Annotated in this window: 20 protein-coding genes; 12 read left to right on the forward strand and 8 right to left on the reverse strand. The window is 74.1% G+C overall.

Features of this window, described 5'->3' with window-relative positions; genetic code table 11:
• The first annotated feature begins 71 nt into the window (after positions 1-71).
• The 3 genes from OO48_RS04655 to treZ all read left to right on the forward strand — a co-directional run bounded on the left by OO48_RS04655 (position 72) and on the right by treZ (position 5,095).
• Positions 72-896 carry an SDR family oxidoreductase gene (locus tag OO48_RS04655; RefSeq protein WP_245194516.1) on the forward strand — a complete coding sequence of 275 codons (825 nt, stop codon included), beginning with the start codon at positions 72-74 and terminating at the stop codon, positions 894-896.
• Positions 897-971: 75 nt separating this feature from the next.
• Positions 972-3,362, forward strand: a complete 2,391-nt coding sequence (gene treY / locus OO48_RS04660) for a malto-oligosyltrehalose synthase (RefSeq protein ID WP_033213000.1) — start codon at positions 972-974, stop codon at positions 3,360-3,362.
• A complete protein-coding gene (gene treZ, locus OO48_RS04665; protein ID WP_033213001.1) occupies positions 3,359-5,095 on the forward strand; it encodes a malto-oligosyltrehalose trehalohydrolase in 1,737 nt (578 codons plus the stop codon). Before treY ends, treZ begins: the two co-directional genes overlap by 4 nt.
• 11 nt (positions 5,096-5,106) lie before the next feature.
• On the opposite strand, the gene OO48_RS04670 is transcribed toward treZ, so the two are convergent.
• Positions 5,107-6,033: a transketolase family protein gene (locus OO48_RS04670; RefSeq protein ID WP_033213003.1), complete on the reverse strand. Its 927-nt coding sequence runs from the start codon at positions 6,031-6,033 to the stop codon at positions 5,107-5,109.
• Positions 6,034-6,052: 19 nt separating this feature from the next.
• Positions 6,053-6,760 (reverse strand): thiamine pyrophosphate-dependent enzyme, encoded by a 708-nt coding sequence (locus OO48_RS04675; RefSeq protein ID WP_033213004.1) that lies wholly within the window; start codon positions 6,758-6,760, stop codon positions 6,053-6,055.
• Positions 6,761-6,827: 67 nt separating this feature from the next.
• On the opposite strand from OO48_RS04675, the gene soxR reads away from it, so the two are divergent.
• From soxR to OO48_RS04690, 3 genes are all read left to right on the forward strand, one after another.
• Positions 6,828-7,325: a redox-sensitive transcriptional activator SoxR gene (soxR, locus tag OO48_RS04680; RefSeq protein WP_033213005.1), complete on the forward strand. Its 498-nt coding sequence runs from the start codon at positions 6,828-6,830 to the stop codon at positions 7,323-7,325.
• Positions 7,326-7,413: 88 nt separating this feature from the next.
• A complete protein-coding gene (locus OO48_RS04685) occupies positions 7,414-8,262 on the forward strand; it encodes an SAM-dependent methyltransferase (protein ID WP_106970248.1) in 849 nt (282 codons plus the stop codon).
• 420 nt (positions 8,263-8,682) lie between these two features.
• Positions 8,683-9,249 carry a hypothetical protein gene (locus tag OO48_RS04690; protein WP_157845377.1) on the forward strand — a complete coding sequence of 189 codons (567 nt, stop codon included), beginning with the start codon at positions 8,683-8,685 and terminating at the stop codon, positions 9,247-9,249.
• A gap of 7 nt (positions 9,250-9,256) precedes the next feature.
• Here the strand turns inward: OO48_RS04690 and coaE are convergent, their stop codons facing one another.
• The 4 genes from coaE to rpsA all read right to left on the reverse strand — a co-directional run bounded on the left by coaE (position 9,257) and on the right by rpsA (position 14,167).
• Positions 9,257-9,853 (reverse strand): dephospho-CoA kinase, encoded by a 597-nt coding sequence (gene coaE / locus OO48_RS04695; protein ID WP_033213009.1) that lies wholly within the window; start codon positions 9,851-9,853, stop codon positions 9,257-9,259.
• A gap of 40 nt (positions 9,854-9,893) precedes the next feature.
• On the reverse strand, positions 9,894-10,199 hold the full coding sequence (locus OO48_RS04700) for an MBL fold metallo-hydrolase (protein ID WP_033213010.1): 306 nt from the start codon (positions 10,197-10,199) through the stop codon (positions 9,894-9,896).
• Positions 10,200-10,221: 22 nt separating this feature from the next.
• A complete protein-coding gene (locus OO48_RS04705) occupies positions 10,222-12,327 on the reverse strand; it encodes an MMPL family transporter (RefSeq protein ID WP_051731734.1) in 2,106 nt (701 codons plus the stop codon).
• A gap of 346 nt (positions 12,328-12,673) precedes the next feature.
• Entirely contained in the window at positions 12,674-14,167 is a 1,494-nt protein-coding gene (rpsA, locus tag OO48_RS04710) for a 30S ribosomal protein S1 (RefSeq protein ID WP_033213011.1), read from the reverse strand.
• Between the two features lie 498 nt (positions 14,168-14,665).
• Here rpsA and OO48_RS04715 point away from each other — a divergent pair, with 498 nt between their 5' ends.
• Both OO48_RS04715 and hrpB read left to right on the forward strand, forming a co-directional pair.
• The gene (locus tag OO48_RS04715; RefSeq protein ID WP_081951914.1) at positions 14,666-15,574 is read left to right on the forward strand and encodes a class I SAM-dependent methyltransferase; all 909 of its coding nucleotides are present in this window, start codon (positions 14,666-14,668) and stop codon (positions 15,572-15,574) included.
• A 5-nt stretch (positions 15,575-15,579) separates the two neighbouring features.
• On the forward strand, positions 15,580-18,096 hold the full coding sequence (gene hrpB / locus OO48_RS04720; protein WP_033213013.1) for an ATP-dependent helicase HrpB: 2,517 nt from the start codon (positions 15,580-15,582) through the stop codon (positions 18,094-18,096).
• A 76-nt stretch (positions 18,097-18,172) separates the two neighbouring features.
• Here hrpB and OO48_RS04725 read toward each other — a convergent pair whose 3' ends face one another.
• Together OO48_RS04725 and polA are read right to left on the reverse strand one after the other, a co-directional pair.
• Positions 18,173-18,751 (reverse strand): GNAT family N-acetyltransferase, encoded by a 579-nt coding sequence (locus OO48_RS04725; protein ID WP_033213014.1) that lies wholly within the window; start codon positions 18,749-18,751, stop codon positions 18,173-18,175.
• 53 nt (positions 18,752-18,804) lie between these two features.
• Complete coding sequence (polA, locus tag OO48_RS04730; protein WP_051731735.1) at positions 18,805-21,489, reverse strand: DNA polymerase I; 2,685 nt, start codon at positions 21,487-21,489, stop codon at positions 18,805-18,807.
• A gap of 197 nt (positions 21,490-21,686) precedes the next feature.
• Between polA and OO48_RS04735 the strand changes: the two genes are divergently transcribed.
• From OO48_RS04735 to OO48_RS04750, 4 genes are all read left to right on the forward strand, one after another.
• Positions 21,687-22,139: a PaaI family thioesterase gene (locus OO48_RS04735; protein WP_033213016.1), complete on the forward strand. Its 453-nt coding sequence runs from the start codon at positions 21,687-21,689 to the stop codon at positions 22,137-22,139.
• Positions 22,140-22,249: 110 nt separating this feature from the next.
• Positions 22,250-22,945: a hypothetical protein gene (locus tag OO48_RS04740; protein ID WP_033213017.1), complete on the forward strand. Its 696-nt coding sequence runs from the start codon at positions 22,250-22,252 to the stop codon at positions 22,943-22,945.
• 290 nt (positions 22,946-23,235) lie between these two features.
• Positions 23,236-24,492, forward strand: a complete 1,257-nt coding sequence (locus tag OO48_RS04745) for a branched-chain amino acid ABC transporter substrate-binding protein (protein ID WP_033213019.1) — start codon at positions 23,236-23,238, stop codon at positions 24,490-24,492.
• 100 nt (positions 24,493-24,592) lie between these two features.
• The gene (locus OO48_RS04750) at positions 24,593-25,522 is read left to right on the forward strand and encodes a branched-chain amino acid ABC transporter permease (RefSeq protein ID WP_033213020.1); all 930 of its coding nucleotides are present in this window, start codon (positions 24,593-24,595) and stop codon (positions 25,520-25,522) included.
• Positions 25,523-25,527 lie beyond the last annotated feature (5 nt).

The raw sequence follows: 25,527 nt of genomic DNA on the forward strand, positions 1-25,527 counted from the left end.
GCTGCGGGTAGCCCCCCGCCCAGTGCGGATCCGCAGATCAGAGGGGGTACGAAGTGTCTCGTCGATGGTTGGTGACCGGGTGTTCGTCGGGGTTGGGGCTGGCGCTGGCGCGGGCGGTGGTGGCGGGCGGGGACGTGCTCGTGGCGACCAGCCGTGGGGCCTCGCCGCTGGACGCGCTGGCGGCGGAGTTCCCGGGGCGGGTGGTGCCGGCCCGGCTGGAGCTGCGCAGCGCGGCGGACTGCGCGGCGGCGGTGGAGCTGGCCCGGGAGCGCCTGGGCGGGGTGGACGTGCTGGTGAACAATGCCGGGGTGGGCCTGTTCGGGGCGGTGGAGGAGGTCTCGGACGCGGAGCTGCGCGACCAGCTGGAGGTGCTGGCGGTGGCGCCGTGGCGGCTGGCGCGGCTGGTGCTGCCGCTGATGCGGGAGCAGGGCGGCGGGCACGTGGTGAACGTCTCCTCGGTGGGCGGCCGGATGGCCTTCCCCGGCCTGGGGGCGTACGTGGCGGGCAAGTTCGCGCTGGAGGGGATGAGCCTGGCGCTGGCGGCGGAGGCCGCGCCGTTCGGGGTGCGGGTGACGGTGGTGGAGCCGGGCGGTTTCGCCACCTCGTACGGGAGTTCGCTGGCCGAGACGGCGGTGAAGCTGCCGGCGTACGGGGAGGCGCTCGCGCCGATGCACCGGGCGCTGCGCGGCATGGCGGGGGACGCGGAGCTGAACCGGCCGGAGGCGTTCGCGGAGCTGGTGCTGCGGGCCGTCGCCGGGCCGGCCGGCCCGGTGCGGGTGCCGGTGGGGCCGGACGCGTACGCGATGGTGGAGGCGGCGCTGGCCGGGGAGGCGGCGGAGCTGGCGGCGGCGCGGGCGCTGGCGGGCGCGGGGGTGGCGGAGCCCGATCCGGTCTGAGCGCCGGGGCCCGGCCCGCCCCGTTCGGCGCAGTGGGGGCGGTAGGCCCGGGGCGGCCGGGGTAGGCATGCGGGTATGACGTCTGCCGCCGCACGCCCTGAGACTGCCGCAGCTCCGACGGCCAGTTACCGGCTCCAGCTGCAGCCGGAGTTCACCCTGCACGACGCCCGCCGGGCGGTGCCGTACCTGGCGGCGCTCGGCGTGTCGCACCTGCACCTGTCACCGCTGCTGGAGGCGGTGGCGGGCTCGACGCACGGGTACGACACGCTCGACCACAGCCGGATCAGCGAGCAGCTGGGCGGTGAGGGGGCGCTGCGCGAGCTGGCCGCGGCGGCGGCCGAGCACGGGCTGGCGCTGATCGCGGACGTGGTGCCGAACCACATGGCGCTGCCGGTGCCGGAGCACCTGAACGGCCCGCTGTGGCAGGTGCTGAAGAACGGCCCGGACGACCCGTTCGCGGCCTGGTTCGACATCGACTGGAGCGCCCAGCCGGGCCCGGTGGACGCGCCGGAGCGGGGCCGGGTGCTGCTGCCGCTGCTGGGCGACCGGCTGGGCGCGGTGCTGGAGCAGCTGGTGGTGGACGGCGACGTGCTGCGCTACCACGAGCACGAGTTCCCGCTGCGGCCCGGCACCGAGGGCCTGCCGCCGGCGGAGCTGCTGGAGCGGCAGTGGTACCGGCTGTGCTGGTGGCAGTTGGCGGACGAGCAGGTCAACTACCGCCGGTTCTTCACCGTGAACGACCTGATCGCCGTCCGGGTGGAGGCCCCGGAGGTGTTCGAGGCGACGCACGGGGTGCTGCTGCGGCTGCACCGGGAGGGGGTGCTGTCCGGGTTCCGGATCGACCACCCGGACGGGCTGGCGGACCCGCGCGGCTACCTGCGGCGGCTCGCGGAGGCCACCGGCGGGGCGTACACGGTGGTGGAGAAGATCCTGACGGGGGACGAGTCGCTGCCCGCGGACTGGCCGTGCGCGGGGACGACGGGGTACGACGCGCTGCGCCGGATCGACGGGGTGCTGACCGACCGGCGGGGTGCGGAGAAGCTGTTCGCGGCCTACCGGCGGGACGTGGGCGACGCGGCCGGTCCGGCGGAGGCGGGCCGGGAGGGGCGGGCGGAGATGGTCGCGCCGGGCGGGGCGCTGGCCGCGGAGACGGACCGGCTGGTGCGCCTGGTGGGGCGGATCTGCGCAGAGGGGCCCGAGCTGGCGGACCACTCGCCGCTGGCGGTGCGCCGGGCGCTGGAGGGCCTGCTGACCGGCTACCCGGTGTACCGGCCGTACGTGGTGCCGGGCGAGGACGCCCCGCCGGAGGCCCGGGCGGCGCTGGCGGCCCCGGCGGACGCCTCGGAGACCGAGCTGCTGGTGCGGGCGCTGGCGCTGGGCGCGCACGGGCGGTCGGCGGCGAAGGACGAGTTCTGCCAGCGGTTCGGGCAGACGGCGTCGGCGGTGGCGGCCAAGGGCGTGGAGGACACCGCGTTCTACCGGTTCAACGCGCTGCTGTCGCTGAACGAGGTGGGCGGCCTGCCGGAGCACCCGGGCGTGTCGGTGGAGGAGTTCCACCACTGGTGCGCGGAGCAGGAGCGGCTGTGGCCGGCGGCGATGACGGCGCTGTCCACGCACGACACCAAGCGCAGCGCGGACGCCCGGGCGCGGCTCGCGGTGCTGGCGGAGCTGCCGGAGGTGTGGGCGGCGGAGTGCGCGGCGTGGACGCTGGCGGCGGGGCCGTGCGCGGACCGCTCGACGGCGTGGCTGCTGTGGCAGACGCTGCTGGCGGCGTGGCCGGTGTCCGAGGAGCGGCTGCTGGGGGTGGTGCTGAAGTCGGTGCGGGAGGCGAAGCGGCGCACCTCGTGGAAGGAGCCGGACGCCGGGTTCGAGGGCTGGCTGACGCGGTACGCGCGGGGGGCGCTGGCCAATCCGGGGCTGTGTCCGCGGATCGCCGGGTTCGCCGGGCTGATCGCGCCGTTCGCCCGGGTGAACTCGCTGTCGGCGGCGCTGCTGCACCTGCTGGTGCCGGGTGTGCCGGACGTGTTCCAGGGCGGTGAGGAGCCGCTGTACACGCTGGTCGACCCGGACAACCGGGCGCCGGTGGACCTGGACGCGCTGGCGGTGCGGCTGACCGACTCGCCGGAGCCGCGCCCGGGCGACCTGGCCCGGGAGAAGCTGCACCTGACGACCACGGCCCTGCACCTGCGCCGCTCGGGCGGGTTGGGCTCCTACCGGCCGCTGGCGGCGGACGGCCCGGCCGCCGAGCACCTGGTGGCGTTCGGGCGCGGCGAGCGGGTGCTGTGCGCGGCGACCAGGCTGCCGTACGGGCTGCACCGGGCGGGCGGCTGGCGGGAGACCGTGCTGGAGCTGCCGCCGGGCCGCTGGACGGATCTGCTGACCGGCCGCCACTTCACCGGTGGTCCGGTCGAAGTGTCGTACCTGTTCCGGCAGTTGCCGGTTGCTCTGCTCTCGGAGGGGTCGTGACGCGGTATCGGGTGTGGGCGCCGGACGCCAAGGTGGTCGAGGTCGAGGTCGGGGCGATCCCGTACCTGCTGGAGCGCGATCCGGCCCGGCCGGGCTGGTGGCACGGGGAGGCGCCGGAGGGCGACTACGGGTTCCGGCTGAACGGGGGCCGGGCGCTGCCGGACCCGCGCTCGGCGTGGCAGCCGGACGGGCCGGACGGGCTGAGCCGGCCCGTCGACCACGGCGCGTTCGCCTGGTCGGAGACGGCCTGGCGGGGGCGCCCGCTGCCGGGGTCGGTGGTGTACGAGCTGCACGTGGGCACCTTCACCCCCCGGGGGACGTTCGACGCGGCCGCCGAGAAGCTCGACCACCTGGTCGAACTGGGCGTGGACTTCGTCGAGTTGATGCCGGTGTGCGCGTTCCCCGGCCGCTCCGGCTGGGGGTACGACGGGGTGGACCTGTGGGCGGTGCACGAGCCGTACGGCGGGCCGGACGGGCTGAAGCGGTTCGTGGACGCGGCGCACCGGCGCGGGCTGGGCGTGGTGCTGGACGTGGTGCACAACCACCTCGGCCCTTCCGGCAACTACCTTCCGCAGTACGGCCCGTACTTCACCGACCGGCACCAGACGCCGTGGGGCTCGGCGGTCAACCTGGACGCGCCGGGCTCGGACGAGGTGCGGGCGTTCCTGATCGGCAGCGCGCTGTCCTGGCTGCGCGACTACCGGATCGACGGGCTGCGGCTGGACGCGGTGCACGCCCTGGTGGACACCAGGGCCCGGCACTTCCTGGAGGAACTCGCCGCCGAGGTGCAGAAGTTGGCGCAGGCCACCGGCCGGCCGCTGTTCCTGGTCGGCGAGTCCGACCTGAACGACCCGCGCACCACCACCGCCCGGGAGGCGGGCGGGTACGGGCTGGACGCGCAGTGGAGCGACGACTTCCACCACGCGCTGCACTGCCTGCTGACCGGCGAGTCGCAGGGCTACTACGCGGACTTCGCCGCCGACCCGTACGCGGCGCTCGCCAAGACGCTCACCGGGGGGTTCTTCCACGACGGGAGCTGGTCCTCGTTCCGGGGCCGTTCGCACGGGCGGCCGTTCCCGCCGGAGCGCGGGCACCGGCTGCTGGGCTACGCGCAGACCCACGACCAGGTCGGCAACCGGGCCACCGGCGACCGGCTCTCCGCGTCGCTGCCGCCGGGGCGGCTGGCGGCGGCGGCCGCGCTGGTGCTGACCTCGCCGTTCACGCCGATGCTGTTCATGGGCGAGGAGTGGGGCGCGGGCACGCCCTGGCAGTACTTCACCGACCACACCGACCCGCGGCTGGCCGAGGCCGTCCGGCAGGGGCGGCGGCGGGAGTTCGCCGGGCACGGCTGGCGGGCCGAGGACGTGCCGGACCCGCAGAGCCCGGCGACGGTGGCCGCCTCGACCCTGGACTGGGCCGAGCCGCAGCGCGCCCCGCACAGCGAACTGCTCGCCTGGTACCGCGAGTTGATCCGGCTGCGGCGGGCCGCCCCGGAGTTGGCGGACGGCGACCTGGCGGCGGTGCGGGTGCGCCACGACGCGGCGGCGGGCTGGCTGGCGGTGCACCGGGGCCGCTACCGGGTGCTGGTCCGACTCGGCGGCGACGCGCCGCTGCCCGTCCCGCTGGAGGGCGAACTCGCCGCGCTGGAGGCGTCGTTCGGCGAGGTGGCGGCCGCCCCCGGCGGTGCGGTGCTGCTCGGCCCGGACGCGGTGGCGGTGGTGCGCACCGCCTGACGCCCGAGCGGCTACCAGAGGCGCTCGGCGATCCTGGCGTGCAGGCCGGCGGCGTCCAGGCCGTAGGCGGCCAGGTGCTCGGGGATCGAGCCGTAGTGCCGGTGCTCGGCCACCGGCACGCCCAACCCGAGGACGCGGTGCGGCAGTCCGTCCAGCGCCAGGTGCGCCGCGCGCTCGGAGGTGCCCGCCAGGTAGGGCTCCACCAGCACCACGTCGGCCCGGTCGCCGAGCGCGGCGCGCAGGCCCGCCGCGTCGAACGGGCGGACGGTGGCGGCGTACAGCACCGTCACGTCCAGCGTCTCGGTGGCCTCCAGCACGGCGTCCAGCATCGGGCCGACCGCCAGCACCACGCCCGCCGTCCTGGAGCCCTGGCGGACGGTGAGGAACCTGCCCGGGGCGACGGGCCGGGGTTCGGCGTTCTGGTGGGCGGAGAGCCGGACGTACTGCAGGGAGTCGTCGGCGGCGACCGCGTGGCGCAGCAGCAGGTCGGCCTCGGCGGGGTGGCCTGGGACGTGCACCTGCCAGCCGGGGAGGGTGTCGAGCAGGGCGACGTCCCCCGGGGACATGTGGGTGCGGCCGCCGGCCGGCCAGTCGTAGGAGCCGGCCGCGGACACCAGGACGGCGCCGACGCCCTGGTGCACCAGGTCCAACTTCAGCTGCTCGAAGGGCCGTTCGATCAGGAAGCTGGCGAAGGTGTGGGCGATCGGCCGCATCCCGGTCAGCGCCAGGCCGCCCGCGACGCCGATCAGCAACTGCTCCCGGATGCCGACGTTGACCACCCGGTCGGGATGGGCGCGGGCCGCCTCGGGGAACTGCGCCACCCCGATGTCGGCGAGCACCAGCGCGGTGCGCGGGTCCCGCTCCAGCAGTTCGGTGACGGTCGCGGCGAACTGCTCGCGCATGGTGGCCTCGTGGACGCTCTCGTGGACGCTCTGCATGGTCTCTTCTCCCCTGTGCTCAGCCGTGCTTGGGTTCGGTGCGGGCCACCACGACGTGCGGGCGGCCCGGGTGCGGGGCGGTGAACGCCCGGTACAGCTGCTCGTGGTCGCGGCCGTCGACGGTGGCCGTCGACCAGCCCTCGCCGGCGAAGCGGGCCGCGATGCCGCCGCTCCAGCCGTGCGTGGCCGAGGAGTTGTCGATCACCAGGGCGTGCAGCCGCTCCAGGCCGACCGCCCCGGCGAAGGCCACCGCCTCGTGGTTGGAGCCCTCGTCGAACTCGGCGTCCCCGATCAGCACCCACACCGCCGGACGCCCCAGCCCCTGCGCCCGCAGGCCCAGCGCCGTCCCCACCGCCAGCGGCAGGCCGTGGCCCAGCGAACCGGAGCCGATCTCCGCGCCGGGCACCAGCAGCCGGTCCGGGTGGTGGCCCAGCGGCGAGTCGTACGCGCCGAAGCTGTGCAGCAGTTCCACCGGGAAGAAGCCCTTCGCGGCCAGCACCGCGTAGTACGCCATCGGGCCGTGGCCCTTGGACAGCAGGAACCTGTCGCGGTCGGGCACGTCCACGTTGCCCGGGTGCACGTCCAGCACCCGGTCGTAGAGCACCCACAGCGCGTCCAGGGTGGAGTTCGCGGCCGGAGAGTGCTTCTCGTCGCCGGTCATCAGGGAGATCAGGCGCGGCAGGTCGGTGTACCCGCCGCCGAGGGTGCGGGTCGCTTCGCTCGTCATGGGGAACAGCCTCCGACTTCAAGCGCGCTTGAAGTCAAGCGGGCACCGCCCGGTATCCTCCGCGGGTATGGCACCCTCCCGGCACGACGTCCTCACCATCGGCCAGCTCGCCGAACGCAGCGGCCTGGCCGCCTCCGCGCTGCGCTACTACGAGAGCCTCGGACTGATCCACTCCACCCGCACCACCGGGAACCAGCGCCGCTACCCGCGCGCCGCGCTGCGCCGGATCGCCTTCGTCCGGGCCGCCCAGCAGGTCGGACTCAGCCTCGACGAGGCCCGCGCCGCCCTCGCCAGGCTCCCCGAGGACCGCGCCCCCAGCTCCCGCCAGTGGGACGCCGTGGCCACCGCCTGGCAGCACCGGATCGACCAGCAGATCGCCGAACTCCAGCTGATGCGGGCCAAGTTGACCGGCTGCATCGGCTGCGGCTGCCTCTCCCTGACCCGCTGCGGCCTCTACAACGCCGCCGACCGGGCCGCCGCCGCCGGGCCCGGCGCCCGCTACCTGCTCACCCGCGACCCGGACACCGGCCCCGAACCCGGGCCCGGCCCGGACCCGGAGGGCTGATCCGCCTCGTTCCCGGCCCGCCGCCGCCCCGCCCGGCGGGCCGTCTATGCTGCCTCCCGAAGCGCGTTCCACCCACGGGGAGCCGGACATGACCGATCATCAGGAAATCTCGCTCGACTGGATGTCCGGCGACCAGAGCACGCCGCCGTCCGCCGACCTGCGCCCCGAGGTGCCGCACCCGGCCCGGATGTACGACTACTACCTCGGCGGCAAGGACAACTTCCCCGCCGACCGGGCCGCCGCCGAACAGGTCCTCTCGCTCAGCCCGCTGGTGCGGATCAGCGCCCAGGCCAACCGGGCGTTCCTGCAGCGGGCCGTGCGCACCCTCGCCGAACTGGGCGTGCGCCAGTTCCTCGACATCGGCACCGGCATCCCCTCGGCCGGGAACACCCACGAGATCGCCCAGGCCGTCGACCCGTCCGCGAAGGTCGCCTACCTCGACAACGACCCGATCGTGCTGGTGCACGGCCGGGCCCTGCTCTCCGGCGCCCGGCCCGGCACCGTCAGCGTCCTGCAGGCCGACCTGCGCGAACCCAAGGCGATCATCGCCGACCCGGCCGTCCGCGAACTGCTCGACCTCGAACAGCCGGTCGCCCTCCAGCTGTTCGCGATCCTGCACTTCATCGACGACGCCGACGACCCGTACGCGATCGTCCGCACCCTGGTCGACGCGCTGCCCTCCGGCAGCTACCTCGCCCTCTCGCACGCCACCGGCGACTTCGTCCCCCCGCAGGACGCGGCCAAGGGCCCCGCCGTCTACAAGTCCGCGACCGCCCAGCTCAGCATGCGCAGCCGCGAGCAGGTACTGCGCTTCTTCGACGGCCTCGAACTGCTGGACCCCGGCCTGGTCACCGCCCCGCTCTGGCGCCCCGACCAGGCCCCGCAGGACACCGACCGCGAGGTCGCCATCTGGGCCGGCGTCGCCCGCAAGCCCTGACGGAGGGGGCGCGGCGCCGTACCGCCCGCCGCCGGCGACCGGGGTCGGCGGGGCCCTCCCCCGTGCACCTGTCCGGGCGAAGGCGGTCAGTCTTCTCGGCAGTCCTGCCACGGTGCCCGGGGGGGGCGGCTCCCGGTCGTAGCGGTCGGACGTCTCCTCGGGGTCATCCGGGACGTCCGGGCCGTCCGGGTCGTCCGGGTCGGGCGGGGCAGCCGTCGGGTCGGTCCGTCCCCCCGCGCCCCCGGCGCCGCCGTCGCGCCCCGGTCGGGGCCGCGCGCCCCGTGGGGCGGGCGCGGGCGTTTGCGAGCCCGGTCGGTGCGGGGACGAATCACCTGGGACACGGCCGCTGACCTGGGGCGACCGGGTCCTCGCCGACCAGTACGAGGTGAACCTGTGACCGCGCCGACCCCACCCGACGACATGCCTCCGTATTCGACCGTCCAGCCGGCCCCCTCCCGGCGGATCGACCTGCAGGGCTGGAGCGCCGTGGTGACCGCGCTGGTCGGTGTCGCCACCCTGGGGGCGGGGTTCGCGGGCGGCTACCTCACGCAGTCGCAGTCCGCCCCCGGCGCCCGGCCGCAGCCGACCGTCACCGTCACCGTGCCCGGCCCCACCGTCACGGCGTCCGCCGCCCCGCCCGTCCACGCCCTGCCCAGCGAGGCGCCGACCGGCCCGGCGACGGGTGCGGACCGGATCCTGCTGGCCTCGCCGGACGTCGGGCGCGGCGGGACGCGGACGGTGCTCACCGGGCAGGGCTTCCCGCCGGACGCGGTGGTCCGGGTCTCCTTCGTCGTCAAGGGCCCGAACGGCACGGAGTACCAGCACCGGGACCTGCGGGACACCGAGTCCGACGCCGCCGGCGCCTTCTCGGTCGAGGTGTCCGTCCCGTCCGACCTGGACGAGTACGCGGACATGAACACCTACCTGCGCGCCCAGGCCGGCATCGGCACGAAGTTCACCGAGACCGTGTTCGACCTGCTGGCCTGACCGGCCCTCAGGCCCGGCGCCGCTCCAGTTCGCGCCACAACTCGTCGACGCGGGCGGTCAACCGGTCCAGGTCGCCGCTGTTGTCGAGGACCAGGTCGGCGACCGCCAGGCGGTCCTCGCGGCTCGCCTGGGCGGCCATCCGGGCGCGCGCCTCGTCCTCGGCCATGCCGCGCAGCGCGACCAGGCGGCGCAGCCGCTCCGCGTCCGGGACGTCGACGACCACGACCAGGTCGTACAGCGGGGCGAGGCCGTTCTCGGCGAGCAGCGGGACGTCGTGCACCACGATCGCGTCCGGGCCGGCGGCGGCCTCCAGCTCGGCGGAGCGGGCCCGCACCAGCGGGTGGACGATGGCGTTCAGCTTCGCCAGCCGGGCCGGGTCGGCGAAGACGACCCGGCCGAGCGCGGGGCGGTCCAGCGCGCCGTCGGGCAGCAGCACCCCGGGGCCGAACTCGGCGGCGACGGCGGCCAGTCCGGGCGTCCCGGGGGCGACCACCTCGCGGGCGATCACGTCCGAGTCGACGATCACCGCGCCGCGCGCGGCCAGTTGGCGGGAGACCTCGCTCTTGCCCGCGCCGATCCCGCCGGTCAGTCCGATCCTCAGCATGCCGCCAGGTTACCGGGGCGGGCGGCGGGTCGGGCCGGGGTCAGGCCAGGCCGAGGGACTCCCCCGCGCCCAGCGTCCGGTGCTCCACGCCGCCGGTGCCGGGGCCCTGCGGGCCGGGCAGCCGCCCGTGGATCGCCTGCCCGGCCTCGCTGAGCGTCGCCTCGTGGATCGCCACCGCCTCCCGGGGCCGGGCGTCGCGCAGGTGGTCGGCGTGCTCGCGGGTGATCAGCAGGGCGCTCACGCCCGCCACCACCTCCGGGGCGCCGAACATGCCGGGGTCGATCAGCACCGCCCCCTCGGCGTGCTCGATCCGGACGCAGGCGTGGCCGAACTCCGTCAGTCGCATGCGGCCCGGCGTACGACCGGGCCTACGGCGCGCCCACCAGGCCGCGCGGTTTCACCAGGCGCGGCACGGGCAGCACCACCGGGCGCAGCGGCGGCAGTTCGACGTGCTCGTGCAGGCCGATGACCCGGTGCAGGCGGCGCAGCGGGGCGGGCGCCCACCAGTTGAGGCGGCCGAACAGCGTCATGGTGGCGGGCACCAGCAGGGTGCGGACCAGGGTGGCGTCCACGGCGACGGCCACGGCCAGCGCGATGCCCATCTGCTTGACCATGAGCATCTGCCCGGCGGCGAACCCGGCGAACACGATCACCATCAGCAGCCCGGCCGAGGTGATGATCCGGCCGCTGCGCTGCAGGCCGAGCTCCACCGACTTCGCGCAGTCGTACCCCTGGTCGTGCAGCTCCTTGATCCGCGAGAGCAGGAAGACCTCGTAGTCCATCGACAGCCCGAACGCGAAGGCGAACACCAGCACCGGGATCACCGTCTCCAGGCCGCCGGTCGGCGTGAACCCGAGCAGCGAGCTGAAGTACCCGTGCTGGAACACCAGGGTCAGCGCGCCCAGCGACGCCCCCAGCGACAGCACGTTCATCAGCAGCGCCTTGACCGGCAGCACCACCGAGCCGGTCATCATGAACAGCAGCACCAGCGTCCCGGCCGCGACCAGGCCCAGCGCCCACGGGCCGCGCGAGCCGATCTCGTGCTGGAAGTCCACCAGCGAGGCCGCGTCGCCCGTCACGTACGTGTCCAGCCCGCCGCGCTCCGCGCGCAGCTCGCCGACCACCCGCTTGGCCTCGGCGCCCTGCGGGTCGCCGTTGACCAGCACGTCCACGGTCTGCACGCCGTCCGAGACCGGCGTCACCGCCCGGACGCCCGCCACGCCCGGCAGCTCGGAGACGACCCGGTCCGCGTAGTCCCGCGCCTGCTGCTGCGACCCCTCGACGACCACCTGCACGGCCGCCGGGGCCTGGTCCGGGAAGCGCGCCCCGACGGACTCGGCGACCTGCCGGGACGAGAAGCTCTTCGGCAGCACGTCGGCGCCCGAGTTGCGGAACTCCGAGCCCAGGAACGGCGCGCCCGCCGCCAGCAGCAGCGCCACGCAGGCCAGCATCACCGGGACCGCCCGGCGCTGCACCCGGCGCACCGTCCGGGAGAAGAAGCCCTCGTCCGGGACGGGCGCGGTCGGCGCCTTGATCTTCGCGCCCATGAAGCCCAGCAGCGCCGGCACCAGCGTCAGCGCCGCCGCCACCGCGATCACCACCACGCTGACGCCCGCCACCGCGACCGCCCGGAACACCGGGCTGGTGAACACGAACAGCCCGCTCAGCGCGACCGCCACCGTCAGCCCCGAGAACGCCACCGTCCGGCCGGCGGTGGCCGCCGTCCGCTCCACCGCCTGCGCGGTGTCCGCGCCGTGGCCGCGCTCCTCCCGGAACCGGTTCACCATCAGCAGCGCGTAGTCGATCGACAGGCCCAGGCCCAGGACGGTGGCGATCGGCAGGACGGAGGTGTCGATGTCCATCAGCTTGCTGAACCCGAACATCGCCAGCAGCGCGCCGCCCACCGAGGCGATCGCCCCGATGCCCGGCAGACCCGCCGCGGCCAGCCCGCCGAACACCAGCACCATCACGACCAGCGTCAACGGCAGCGTGACGATCTCGCCGAACCGGGTGTCCTTCGCGGTCTGGTCCTTGACCTCCTGCTGCAGCACCAGGTCGCCGCCGACCACGGTGTGCGCGCCGTCCGCGTCGATCTTCCCCAGCCGGTCGGTGACGGCCGCGAGCTGCTTGGCCGTCGACCCGTCCGCCATCCGCACGCTCACCAGCGACGCCTTGCCGTCGCTCGCGGTCAGCCGCCCGCCGGTGGAGTACGTGTCCGCCACCGAGACCACGCCCGGCAGCTTCGTCACCTCCGCGCTCGCCCGCTCGACCGCCGCCTTCACGCCTTCGGCACCGACGGCGGGCCCGTCCACCACGGCGGTCACGGTGCCCTGCACCGGGTCGGCCGCCTGCACGACGGCCGTCCCCTTCGCCGACTCCGACCCCCCGCCGCCCGTCCCGGCCACCGAGCCCTCGAACACCCGCCCGCCGATCACCACCCCCACCACGAGCACCAGCGCCCAGAACGCCAGCACCCAACGCCGGTGCCGGAAACACACTCGCCCCAGAGCGGCCAACCGGCCGGGAACCTGGGAAACCTGGACCTCTGCTGCGGTGGAGCGAGAGCTGCGCATGCGGGGAGCCTTTCGGACAAGTCCCATCAATGTATGCGCGAGCGCGCGATTCCTCCTATAGGCGGACGATGAGCCTCATCTCACAATTCCCTTCATATAAAAGCCACTTAAGCTCCACCTCACCCACCCATCCGCGCGCGCCGCGAAGGTGGACGGGCAGCAAAAAACAGCGACCCCCCGTTCCAGGGAAACCCTGGAACGGGGGGTCGCTGTTCAGTCAGCTAGGCAGCTGCCGAAGCGCGGTGCTTCAGCTCTGGCCGCCGGCCAGCTTCTCGCGGAGCGCGGCCAGGGCCTCGTCCGAGGCGAGCGCGCCGGAGCCCTCGTCGCTGCTGGAGGAGTACGAACCGCCGCCACCGGAGACGGGGGCCTCCTCGCCGGCCTCGGCGGCGGCAGCCGCGTCGGCCTCGCGGGACTTGATGACCTGGGCCTGGTGCTGCTCGAAGCGGGCCTGGGCCTCGGCGTACTGCCGCTCCCACTCCTCGCGCTGCTTCTCGAAGCCGGGCAGCCAGTCGTTCGCCTCGGGGTCGAAGCCCTCCGGGTAGATGTAGTTGCCCTGGTCGTCGTAGGACGCGGCCATGCCGTACAGGGTCGGGTCGAACTCGACCGACGCCGGGTCGGCACCGAGGGACTCGTTGGCCTGCTTCAGCGAGAGGCTGATGCGGCGGCGCTCGAGGTCGATGTCGATGACCTTGACGAAGATCTCGTCGCCGACCTGGACGACCTGCTCCGGGATCTCGACGTGGCGCTCGGCCAGCTCGGAGATGTGGACCAGGCCCTCGATGCCCTCGTCCACGCGGACGAACGCACCGAACGGAACCAGCTTGGTGACCTTACCCGGGACGACCTGCGAGATCTGGTGCGTCCGGGCGAACTGCTGCCACGGGTCCTCCTGGGTCGCCTTCAGCGACAGGGAGACGCGCTCGCGGTCCATGTCCACGTCGAGGACCTCGACGGTGACCTCCTGGCCGACCTCGACAACCTCGTTCGGGTGGTCGATGTGCTTCCAGGACAGCTCGGAGACGTGCACCAGACCGTCGACGCCGCCGAGGTCGACGAACGCACCGAAGTTGACGATCGAGGAGACGACGCCGGAGCGCACCTGGCCCTTCTGCAGGGTGGTGAGGAAGGTCTGGCGGACCTCGCTCTGGGTCTGCTCCAGCCAGGCGCGGCGGGACAGGACCACGTTGTTGCGGTTCTTGTCCAGCTCGATGATCTTCGCCTCGAGCTCCTTGCCCACGTAGGGCTGGAGGTCGCGGACGCGGCGCATCTCGACCAGCGAGGCCGGGAGGAAGCCGCGGAGGCCGATGTCGAGGATGAGACCACCCTTGACGACCTCGATGACGGTACCGGTGACGATGCCGTCCTCTTCCTTGATCTTCTCGATCGTGCCCCAGGCGCGCTCGTACTGCGCGCGCTTCTTGGACAGGATCAGGCGACCCTCCTTGTCCTCCTTCTGGAGAACCAGGGCCTCGATGTTGTCGCCGACGGAGACAACCTCGTGGGGGTCGACGTCGTGCTTGATCGAGAGCTCGCGGGACGGGATGACACCCTCGGTCTTGTAACCGATGTCGAGGAGCACCTCGTCACGGTCGACCTTCACGATGACGCCCTCAACGATGTCGCCGTCGTTGAAGTACTTGATGGTCTCGTCGATCGCGGCGAGGAACGCGTCCGCGTCGCCGATGTCGTTGACCGCAACCTGCGGGGTGGTGCTGACAGAGGTGTCGGTGGGGCTCGTCATTAGGAAAAGGGCTCCGGTACGGACATGAAGTCGTAGGTAATGCCACGCGGAGGGCCCTGATCGCTCCCACCGAAAGCCGTACAGGCCAGAAAACGGCCCACCGGAGGAACACCCGCAAACGACAGGGTCCCGGTGTCCGTCTGACGACCGTGGGGTCTTCGACAGATGCGAGCGCGACCTGCTCCGTCCGAGGCGCGCAGGCCCGCAGCGCAACTTGTAGCATACGGGGACACCCAGGCACGGTCAACGTCGAAGCCGACGAGACGGTGGAGGCCGGGACGGATCAGGCCATATCCTCCGATGGCGCGCCTGACGGCGGCTGGAGCACAGGCCCTACCCCGGATGCCACGGCCCGACCCGTCCCCGTACAGGTCCGGCTCCGCGGCAGCGGCGCTTCCGCAAGCCCATAGCCTACTTGACGTCCAGCCCCGGCTTGCGCCAGGGGCCCGCCCGCCCGGCCCCGGCCGGCCCTCCCCGATGCACCAGGTGACGGATTCCATGACCCACTCCACCCCCGGCGACGCCGAACCCCTCGACTACGACCCGGCCGGGTACGACGTCCCCTCCGCCCCCCTGCCGCCGGACGACGAGGGGGAGGACGGCGACGAGGCGCTGCGGCGGGAGGCCGGCGAGCGGGAGTCGAGCCGGGCCAGCCGGCACTGGTGGGACCGGAACGCGGACGACTACCAGGACGAGCACGGGGAGTTCCTCGGCGACGACCGGTTCACCTGGTGCCCGGAGGGCGTCGACGAGGACGGGGCCCGGCTGCTCGGCGACCCGGCCGCGCTGAAGGGGGCGGACGTGCTGGAGATCGGCTCCGGCGCCGCGCAGTGCTCGCGCTGGCTGGCCGCGCGGGGCGCCCGCCCGGTCGCGCTGGACATCTCCTACCGGCAGTTGCAGCACTCCCGCCGGATCGACCTGGGCCGCGGCCTGGAGCCCGTCGCGGTGGTGCAGGCGGACGCGGCGGTGCTGCCGTTCGCCGACGGCTCCTTCGACCACGCCTGCTCGGCGTACGGCGCGGTGCCGTTCAGCGCGGACACCGCCCGGCTGATGCGCGAGGTGCACCGGGTGCTGCGGCCCGGCGGGCGCTGGGTGTTCTCGGTGACCCACCCGATCCGCTGGGCGTTCCCGGACGAGCCCGGGGTGGAGGGCCTGACCGCCACCTCCTCGTACTTCGACCGCACCCCGTACGTCGAGCAGGACGAACAGGGCGTCGCCACCTACGTCGAGCACCACCGCACGATCGGCGACCGGGTGCGGGAGCTGGTCGCGGCCGGCTTCACGCTGCTCGACCTGGTGGAGCCGGAGTGGCCGGAGGGGCTGGAGCAGGAGTGGGGCGGCTGGAGCCCGCTGCGCGGCGAGCACATCCCCGGGACGGCGATCTTCGTCGCCCGCCGGAACGGCTGAGCGCGGTGCGGCCCGGGGGGCTCGACCTGCCCGTCGCCGCGGCCCTCCCCGAGCTGGCCGCCGCGCTGGACCGGCACGGCGCGGCGGTGCTGTCCGCGCCGCCCGGCACCGGCAAGACCACCCTGGTGCCGCTCGCCCTGGCCGGTCTGCTCGGGGACGGGCCGGCCGCGCCGCCGCGCCGGGTGCTGGTCGCCGAGCCGCGCCGGCTCGCGGTGCGGGCGGCGGCCCGGCGGATGGCCTGGCTGCTGGACGAACCGGTCGGCGCCTCGGTCGGGTTCACCGTCCGCGGCGAGCGCCGGGCCGGGCCCGGCACCCGGGCCGAGGTGGTCACCACCGGCGTCCTGCTGCAGCGCCTGCAGCGCGACCCGGAACTGCCCGGCGTGGACGCGGTGGTGCTCGACGAGTGCCACGAACGGCACCTGGACGCCGACACCGCGCTCGCCTTCCTGCTCGACGTCCGGGCCGCGCTGCGCCCCGAACTGCGCCTGCTGCTGGCCTCCGCGACCGCCGACACCGCCGCCTGGGCCGAACTGCTGGACGGCGCGCCCGTGGTGGCCGCCGAGGGCGTCTCGCACCCGGTGGAGACGGTCTGGGCCCCGCCGCCGACCGCCGTCCGCCCGCCGCACGGGACGCGGGTCGACCCGGCGCTGCTGTCGCACGTCGCGGCGGCGGTCCGCCGGGCGCTGGCCGAGCGGGACGGCGACGTGCTGTGCTTCCTGCCCGGCGTGGGCGAGATCGCCCGGGTGGCCGGGCAGCTGACCGGGATCGACGTCCTCCAGCTGCACGGGCGGGCGCCGCAGGCCGTGCAGGACGCGGCGCTGAGCCCCGGCGGGCGGCGGCGGGTGGTGCTGGCCACCTCGGTCGCCGAGTCCTCGCTGACCGTCCCCGGCGTCCGGGTCGTGGTCGACTCCGGGCTGACCAGGGAGCCGCGCACCGACCACGCCCGCGGCCTGTCCGGGCTGGTCACCGTCCGCACCTCGCTGGCCGCCGCCCGGCAGCGCGCCGGACGCGCCGGACGCGAGGCCCCCGGCACCGTCTACCGCTGCTGGTCGGAGGCCGAGGACGCCCGCGCCGCCCGCTTCCCCACTCCCGAGATCGCCCTCGCCGACCTCACCCCCTTCGCCCTCCAGGCCGCCTGCTGGGGCGACCCCGACGCCACCGGCCTCACCCTCCCCGACCCGCCGCCGGCCGGCGCGATGGCCGCCGCCCGCGACGTCCTGCGCGCCCTCGCCGCCGTCGGCCCCGACGGCCGCCCCACCGACCGCGGCCGCGCCATCGCCCGCACCGGCCTGCACCCCCGCCTCGCCCGGGCCCTGCTCGACGGCGCCCCCGCCGTCGGCGCCCGCCGCGCCGCCGAACTCGTCGCCCTGCTCTCCGAGGAGCCTCCGCGCGCCCTCGGCGACGACCTGGCCGGGATCCACCGCGACGTCCGCCGCTCCACCGAGCCGTACGCCCACCGCTGGCGGGAGGAGACCCGCCGGCTGGAACGCGCGCTGGCCGACGCGCCCTCCGCGCCCTCGGGCCTCCCCGACGCCGTCGCCGCCGGGCTGGTGGTCGGGCTGGCGTACCCGGAGCGGGTGGCGCGGACCCGGGAGGGCGGGGACGGCGCGTACCTGATGGCGTCCGGGACGGCGGCGCGGCTGGCCGCCGGGACGCGGCTGCCGTCCGGCGGCTGGCTGGCCGTCGCGGTGGCGGACCGGCCCGCCGGGTCGCCGTCGGCGCGGGTGCTGCGGGCGGTGGCGGTGGACGAGGCGACGGCCAGGCGGGCGGCCGCGCCGCTGCTGGCGGCCCGCGAGGAGGTGCGCTGGTCGGTAAGGCAGCGGGAGGTGGCCTCCCGCCGGGTGGAGGCGCTGGGGGCGATCGAGCTGGCCGCCGCGCCGCTGCCGGCGCCCGACCCGGCGCTGCTGCGGGCCGCGCTGCTGGACGGCCTCGAACGGGAGGGCGTCTCCGCGCTGCTGCGCTGGCCGCCGGCCGCGAGCGGGCTGCGCGAACGGCTCGCCTTCCTGCACCGGGCGATCGGCGAGCCGTGGCCGGACGTCACGGACGACGCGCTGCTGGCCGCCGCCGGGCGGTGGCTGGAGCCGGAGCTGTCCCGGGCCCGGCGCCGCGCCGACCTGGAGCGGATCGACACCGCGGCCGCGCTGCAGCGCCTGCTGCCCTGGGCGGGCGGCCAGGCCGGACGGCTGGACGAGCTGGCGCCGGAGCGGATCACCGTCCCCAGCGGCAGCCGGATCCGGGTCGACTACGCGTCCGACCCCGAACGCCCGGTCCTGGCCGTCAAGTTGCAGGAGCTGTTCGGTTGGGGGGCGGCGCCCGCCCTGGCCGGGGGCCGCGTCCCGCTCACCGTCCACCTGCTCTCCCCCGCGGGCCGCCCGGCCGCCGTCACCGGCGACCTCGCCGCGTTCTGGCGCACCGGCTACCCGGCCGTCCGCGCCGACCTCCGCGGCCGCTACCCCCGCCACCCCTGGCCCGAGGACCCCACCACGGCGGAGGCCACCCGCCGCGCCAACCCGCGCAAGTGACGCCGCGCCGCCCGGCACCGCCCGCCCGCCCGCGCACGCCCAGCGGGGGTGGGCGGGACGGAGCGGGGCGGGGCCGTCAGGCCCAGTCCTGGGCCAGGACCGCCATGTCGATGTCGTCGATCCACTCGTCCCCGTGGCGCAGCACCTGGCGCCGCACCCCCTCGACCTGGAAGCCGGCCTTCTCGTAGGCGCGTCGGCCCCGGCCGTTGAAGGCGTAGACGGAGAGCGAGACCCGGTTGAGGCCGAGGGCGCGGATCGCGTGGTCGGTGAGGAGGCGGACGGCTTCGGTGCCGAGGCCGCGGTCGCGGCCGTCGGGGCCGATGGCGATGCGGAGGTTGCAGGCGCGGTTGGGTTCGTCCCACTCGTTGAGGACGATCTCGCCGACGCCGCGGCCGGTGGCGCGGTCGACGACGATCAGGTCGAGGCGGTCGGTCCGGTCGTTGCGGGTGGTGTACCAGTCGACGACGCGGCGTTCCGTCGCCTCGTCCCACTCGGGTGGTTCGGGGGTGTGGGAGGCGGAGGTGTAGCGGAGCACGTCCGGGTCGTTGATCATGACGCGGAGCATGGGGAGGTCCTCCTGGGGCCGGACGGGGCGCAGGAGGACCTTCTCGCCCACCAGGGTGGGCTTGTCGGCGAAGGTCGTGGAAGCGGGCATCCGGCCAGTCTGGAAGGACCGGCCGGACGCCCGCAAACCGTTTGGCGCACCGTCTAGTGCGCCGCGACCTCCCAGTTGGCGCCCGCCCCGACCGAGACGTCCAGCGGGGCGCGCAGCGGGTACGCGCCGGCCATCTGCTCGCGGACCAGCGCCTCGACCCGCTCGCGTTCGCCGGGGGCGACCTCCAGGACGATCTCGTCGTGCACCTGGAGGAGCATCCGGGTGGTGAGGCCGGCCGCGCGCAGCGCCTCGTCGACCCGGAGCATGGCGATCTTGACGATGTCGGCGGCGGAGCCCTGGATGGGGGCGTTGAGGGCCATCCGTTCGGCCATCTCGCGGCGCTGCCGGTTGTCGCTGGTGAGGTCGGGCAGGTAGCGGCGGCGGCCGAGCAGCGTCTCGGTGTAGCCGACGGCGCGGGCCTCCTCGACCACGTTCTGCAGGTAGTCGCGGACGCCGCCGAAGCGCTCGAAGTAGGTGTCCATCAGGCCCTGGGCCTCGGCGGGCTTGATGCCGAGCTGCTGGGAGAGGCCGTACGCGGACAGGCCGTAGGCGAGGCCGTACGACATCGCCTTGATCTTGCGGCGCATCTCGGCGTCGACGGCTCCGGGGGCGACCGCGAAGACCTGGGAGGCGACGGTGGTGTGCAGGTCCTCGCCGGTGGTGAAGGCCTCGATCAGGGCCTCGTCCTCGGAGAGGTGGGCCATGATGCGCAGTTCGATCTGCGAGTAGTCGGCGGTGAGCAGCGTCTCGTAGCCCGCGCCGACCACGAAGGCGCGGCGGATGGCGCGGCCCTCCTCGGTGCGGACGGGGATGTTCTGCAGGTTCGGGTCCTGGGAGGAGAGCCGGCCGGTGGCGGCGACCATCTGGTTGAAGGTGGTGTGGATCCGGCCCTGCGGGGAGACGGTCTTGAGCAGGCCCTCGACGGTGGTGCGCAGCTTGGCCTGGTCCCGGTGGCGGAGCAGGATGACCGGGAGTTCGTTGGTGGTCTGGGTGGCGAGCCAGGTGAGGGCGTCGGCGTCGGTGGTGTAGCCGGTCTTGATCTTCTTGGTCCTGGGCAGGCCGAGGTCGCCGAACAGGACCTCCTGGAGCTGCTTGGGCGAGCCGAGGTTGAACTCGCGGCCGGCCGCGGCGTGCGCCTCCTCGACGCAGCGCTGGATCTCGGCGGCGAACTGGGCCTCCAGGCCCTGCAGCCACTCGCGGTCGGCGGCGATGCCGTGGCGCTCCATCCGGGCGAGGAGTTCGGCGATCGGCAGCTCCATGTCGTGGAACAGCTCGACCGCGCCGACCTCGGCGAGCCGGGTGTCGAACAGGACGGCGAGGTCGTGGACGGCGCGGGCCTGGGTCATCAGGGCCTGGGCGCCGGCCGTCGGGTCGGGCTCGTCGGAGTCGAAGCTGAGCTGGCCGGTCTCGGCCTGGGCGGCGGGGGCGAGCGAGCGGCCCAGGTACTCCTCGGCGAGGACGTCGAGGGTGAAGGCGCGGCGGCCGGGCTTCTCCAGGTAGGCGGCGAGCGCGGTGTCGGCGGTGACGCCGGCGAACTGCCAGCCCTGCTCGGCGAAGGCCCGCATCACCTGCTTGGCGATGTGCAGGGCCTTGGGGCGCTTGGGGTCGGCGAGCCAGGCGGTGAAGGCGCGGTCGTCGTCCTCGGTGAGCGCGGCGGGGTCGAACCAGGCGGCGGCGGTGCCGGTGGCCAGGGCGATCTGGTCGACCTTGCCGCTGCCGAGGGCCCAGGTGTAGTCGGCGGCGAGCGCGGTGCGGGCGTCCTCGCCGGCGTGCTGCTCCAGCCAGGCGACGAGCGCGCCGGGGACGGTGAGCAGGTCGCCGTCGACGGCGGGGCCGGCCGGGACCTCGACGGCGGCGGCGGACTCGGCGCCGGCCGGGTCGATGCCGGCCACCCGGTCGCGGAAGTTGGGGTTGCGGAACTCCAGCGCCTCCATCAGCCGGGCGACCTCGTCCTTGTCGAACGGGGCGCGCTCCAACTGGGTGACGCCGAGCGGCAGTTCGACGTCCCGGACGAGTTCGGTGAGGAAGCGGTTGCGCTTGACGGAGTCGAGGTGCTCGCGGAGCTTCTCGCCGACCTTGCCCTTGACCTCGTCGGCCCGCTCGACCAGTTCGGCGAAGGAGCCGAACTGGTTGACCCACTTGGCGGCGGTCTTCTCGCCGACGCCGGGGATGCCGGGCAGGTTGTCGGACGGGTCGCCGCGCAGGGCCGCCAGGTCCGGGTACTGGTCGGGGCGGACGCCGTACTTCTCGGCGACCTTCTCCGGGGTGTAGCGCGTCAGCTCGGAGACGCCCTTGGTGGGGTACAGCACGGTGACGTCGTCGGTGACGAGCTGGAGCGAGTCCCGGTCGCCGGTGACGATCAGCACCTCGAAGCCCTCGGCCGCGGCGGCGGTGGCCAGGGTGGCGATGACGTCGTCGGCCTCGAAGCCCTCGGCGGTGATCCGGGGCACCCGCATGGCGTCGAGCAGCTCGCCGATCAGCGGGACCTGGCTGCGGAACTCGTCCGGCGTGGCGGAGCGGTTGGCCTTGTACTCGGGGAACTCGGCGGACCGGAAGGTCTGCCGGGACAGGTCGAAGGCCACCGCGAGGTGGGTGGGCCGCTCGTCCCGCACGGTGTTGGCCAGCATCGAGGCGAAGCCGTAGACGGCGTTGGTGTGCTGGCCGGTGGCGGTGGAGAAGTTCTCCACCGGCAGGGCGAAGAAGGCCCGGTAGGCCATCGAATGCCCGTCCAGCAGCATCAGCCGGGGCCGTCCGGCCGCACTCTTACCCGCACCCTGTGTCGCCACGTCCCGTCCCGTCCTGCCGGTTGCACTGCCTCCCCGATCCTAGGGCGTGGCGCGGACATCTCCGGCGCGGCGCGGAGCGCCTCCCTACCGGCGGGTAGACAGTCGTACGATCGACGCGCAACGAAGCGAAACCGGAAGCAGGGAGCACCATGACCGACGCGGCGCCCGTACTGAAAGTGCCCCAGGACGTGCTGGACCACTTCGCCAAGCTGGGGGTCAGCGCGGAGACCTTCTCCGGCGGCCACCTGGGCGAGAAGCTGGGCATCACCCTCGTCGAGGCGTCCCCGGACCGGGTGGTCGGGACGATGCCGGTGGAGGGCAACCAGCAGCCGTACGGGCTGCTGCACGGCGGGGCGTCGGCGGCGCTGGCCGAGACGCTGGGCTCGATCGGGGCGATGCTGCACGCCGGGCCGGGCCGCTACGCGGTGGGCGTGGACCTGAACGCGACGCACCACCGCTCGGCGACCTCCGGCCTGGTGACGGGCGTGGCGACGGCGGTCTTCAAGGGGCGCACCGCGGCCACGTACGAGATCGCGGTGACGGACGACACCGGCCGCCGGATCACCTCCTGCCGGCTGACCTGCATGCTGCGCGACCTCTAGCTCCGCGTCGGGCGCACGCTCCTCCCCGGGCCCGTCCTCCCCCGCACGCCCCCTCCCGGTTTGGCCGCGCCCCGCCAGGGGCAGCCTGGGCTGGACGAGGGGGCGCCGCCATGTCCGCAGAGCGCGAATCACCGAGGAGCGCCGCCGGGTCCACCGCCGGGTTCGTCGGCCCGGTCGAGCCGGGCGAGGGCACCTGGACGCCGCTCGTGCTGCGCCCCGGGCCGGCTCCGGAGGCCCCGCCCAGGCTGCTGACCAGGCGTCAGAAGCTGCTGGTGGCAAGTTTCTTGCTGCTTTCGGTGTTGGCCCTGACGGCCAGGCACATCGCGAACTACCCTGAACAGGCGGCGAATTCGCCCCCGCCGCAACGGCAGGTGCTGCCCTTCCCCTCGCAGTCCGTCCGGTTCGAGTACGTCGGCCGGGTCCCGGCCCGGCAGGAGTCGTTCGCGCTGGAGCTGGCGGTGCACAACGCCGGGCCCGGCCCGGTGGACGTGCTGGGGGTGCGGCAGGGCCGGCCGGGCCTGACCGTGCTGGTGTCGGGCTGGCTGCCGCGGACGGTGCCGCCCGGCGGGGCGGTGTCGCTGCGGCTGGGGCTGCGGGTGACGGACTGCTCGGCGGCGTCGGCGGGCGGGGCCGCCCTTTCCCTGGATGTAACTCTGCGTAACACGCGCGCAATGGAGACGGTGCGACCGCCCCTGGACGCCCCCTCCGCCCCGGACCTCACCTCGATGCTGCGCGCGGCCTGCGGAGGCACCGATTACCGGACGCCGACGACCGGGCCTCCAGTCTCGGACAAACCTGTCCGATAATCGGAGAACCCAGGCGTGACCAGGGAGTTGAGGAAGGAGAGCATCCGCTAATCGGGACGGGGCCCGGAATTCCGGCCTCCACCTGGAGTTTTCGACCATGATGTGAGATCAACATGCGCCGTGGTCATAACAAGAGAATCACAGCCTCTCCCACCCCTCTGCCCGAGTCGGCAGCGGCGGTCTAGAGTCACGCCCAGTCACCGCGTGTCCGGTTTTCGGGCTGGGCCGTCGCGATTCGGCACCGCCAGCCCTGTGCGCGTGTCCTCCAGATCCAGAAGGAGACCCTCGTCGTGCGAAAGAGCTCACTTCTTGCCGTGACCATTGCAGTGACCGCGGCGCTCACCCTGTCCGCCTGCGGTTCGCGCGGCGACAAGTCCGACTCCGGTACGGACAGCGCGAGCAGCGGCAGCGGCGACGGCAAGGCGAGCACCAAGGTCGTGATCGGCGTCGACGCGCCGATCAGCGGCAGCCTGTCGGCGCTGGGCCTGGGCATCCGGAACTCGGTGGACCTCGCGGCCAAGCAGGCCAACGCGAAGAACTACGTCCCCGGCGTGACCTTCTCCATCGAGGCCAAGGACGACCAGGCCAACCCGACCACGGGCAAGCAGAACGCCACCGCGCTGGTCGACAGCAAGAGCGTCGTCGGCGTGGTCGGCCCGCTCAACTCCAGCGTCTCGCTGACCATGCAGAAGGTCTTCGACGACGCCAAGCTGGCCCAGGTCTCGCCGGCCAACACCAGCCCCGACCTGTCGCTGGGCCCGGACTGGGGCAGCGGCAAGTTCACCCGCCAGTACCAGTCGTACTTCCGCACCGCCACCACCGACGTGGTGCAGGGCAAGTTCGCCGCCCAGTACCTGTACAACGACGCCAAGAAGACCAAGGTCTACGTCATCGACGACAAGAAGACCTACGGCGCGGGCCTGGCGTCCATCTTCGCGGACGAGTTCAAGAAGCTCGGCGGCACCGTGGTCGGCACCGACCACATCAACCCGGGCGACAAGGACTTCTCGGCGATCGCCACCAAGGTCGCCTCGGCGGGCGCCGACTCGGTCTACTACGGCGGCGAGTACCCGGACGCCGGCCCGCTCAGCGACCAGCTGAAGAAGGGCAACGCCAAGGTCCCGCTGTTCGGCGGCGACGGCATCTACGACCCGGAGTTCATCAAGCTCGCCAACGGCAACGGCGAGGGCGACCTGGCCACCTCGGTCGGCGTCCCGGTCGAGGAGCTGGACAGCGCCAAGGAGTTCGTCGCCAACTACGCCGCCGCCGGCTTCAAGGACCCGTACGCGGCGTACGGCGGCTACTCGTACGACGCCGCCTGGTCGATCATCGAGGCGGTCAAGGCCGCGGTCGAGCACAACGGCGGCAAGGTCCCGTCCGACCTGCGCACCAAGGTGCTGGGCGAGCTCGGCAAGGTGAAGTTCACCGGCGTCACCGGCCCGGTCGCCTTCGACGAGTACGGCGACACCACCAACAAGCAGCTCACCGTGTACAGCGTCCAGGGCGGCACGTGGAAGAAGGTCAAGAGCGGTACGTACGGCGGCTGATCCGCACCGCACTCCCCCCTCCCGCTAAGACACCCGTGAGGCGGAGGGCACCACAAGTGCCCTCCGCCTGCTCGTACCCCCCTATCCACGGAGGCCCGCGGTGCACGAACTGCCGCAAAACCTGGCCAACGGACTGATGCTCGGCCTGATGTACGGCCTGATCGCCATCGGCTACACGATGGTCTACGGCATCGTCCAGCTCATCAACTTCGCCCACGGCGAGATCTTCATGATCGGAGGCTTCGGCGCGCTGACCGCCTACGCGGCGCTGCCGCACGGCACCTCCCTCTGGCTGGCCCTGCCGGTCATGATCATCGGCGGTGTGATCGCCTCCGTGCTCACCGCCACCGCCGCCGAGCGCTTCGCCTACCGACCGCTGCGCACCGCGCCCCGGCTGGCGCCGCTGATCACCGCGATCGGCCTGTCGATCGCGCTGCAGCAGGTGGTGTGGGCGTTCTACCCGAACGCCAAGAAGGCGCTGTCCTTCCCGCAGTTCGCCGGCGACCCGATCGGCCTGGGCTCCTTCCACCTGCAGCGCAACGACCTGTTCCTGCTGGTGGCGGCGCCGCTGTGCATGCTGGTGCTGGCCGCCTTCGTGCGGCTGACCCGCACCGGCCGGGCCATGCAGGCCACCGCGCAGGACCCGGACACCGCCAAGCTGATGGGCATAGACACCGACCGGATCATCGTGGTCGCGTTCGCGCTGGGCGCGGGCTTCGCGGCCGTCGCCGCGGTCGCGCACGGCCTGCGCTACGGCCAGGTCGACTTCGCCATGGGCTTCCTGGCCGGTCTGAAGGCGTTCACCGCCGCCGTGCTGGGCGGCATCGGCAACATCTACGGCGCGATGCTGGGCGGCCTGGTGTTGGGCGTGGCCGAGTCGCTGGCCACCGCCTACGTGCAGGACGTCCCGGGCATGCACCAGCTCGGCGGCGGCGCCTGGGCCAACGTGTGGGCGTTCGTGCTGCTGATCGTCGTCCTGCTGGTGCGGCCGCAGGGCCTGCTCGGCGAGCGCGTCGCGGATCGGGTGTGAGGACG

Source organism: Kitasatospora phosalacinea, from assembly GCF_000716545.1.
GTDB classification, from domain to species: domain Bacteria; phylum Actinomycetota; class Actinomycetes; order Streptomycetales; family Streptomycetaceae; genus Kitasatospora; species Kitasatospora phosalacinea.

Coding starts and splice junctions, on each gene's coding strand:
- treY (WP_033213000.1), top strand. CDS start 972: ATGACGTCTGCCGCCGCACGCCCTGAGACTGCCGCAGCTCCGACGGCC.
- OO48_RS04670 (WP_033213003.1), bottom strand. CDS start 6,033: ATGCAGAGCGTCCACGAGAGCGTCCACGAGGCCACCATGCGCGAGCAG.
- OO48_RS04675 (WP_033213004.1), bottom strand. CDS start 6,760: ATGACGAGCGAAGCGACCCGCACCCTCGGCGGCGGGTACACCGACCTG.
- soxR (WP_033213005.1), top strand. CDS start 6,828: ATGGCACCCTCCCGGCACGACGTCCTCACCATCGGCCAGCTCGCCGAA.
- OO48_RS04685 (WP_106970248.1), top strand. CDS start 7,414: ATGACCGATCATCAGGAAATCTCGCTCGACTGGATGTCCGGCGACCAG.
- OO48_RS04690 (WP_157845377.1), top strand. CDS start 8,683: ATGCCTCCGTATTCGACCGTCCAGCCGGCCCCCTCCCGGCGGATCGAC.
- coaE (WP_033213009.1), bottom strand. CDS start 9,853: ATGCTGAGGATCGGACTGACCGGCGGGATCGGCGCGGGCAAGAGCGAG.
- OO48_RS04700 (WP_033213010.1), bottom strand. CDS start 10,199: ATGCGACTGACGGAGTTCGGCCACGCCTGCGTCCGGATCGAGCACGCC.
- rpsA (WP_033213011.1), bottom strand. CDS start 14,167: ATGACGAGCCCCACCGACACCTCTGTCAGCACCACCCCGCAGGTTGCG.
- OO48_RS04715 (WP_081951914.1), top strand. CDS start 14,666: ATGACCCACTCCACCCCCGGCGACGCCGAACCCCTCGACTACGACCCG.
- OO48_RS04725 (WP_033213014.1), bottom strand. CDS start 18,751: ATGCCCGCTTCCACGACCTTCGCCGACAAGCCCACCCTGGTGGGCGAG.
- polA (WP_051731735.1), bottom strand. CDS start 21,489: ATGCTGCTGGACGGGCATTCGATGGCCTACCGGGCCTTCTTCGCCCTG.
- OO48_RS04735 (WP_033213016.1), top strand. CDS start 21,687: ATGACCGACGCGGCGCCCGTACTGAAAGTGCCCCAGGACGTGCTGGAC.
- OO48_RS04740 (WP_033213017.1), top strand. CDS start 22,250: ATGTCCGCAGAGCGCGAATCACCGAGGAGCGCCGCCGGGTCCACCGCC.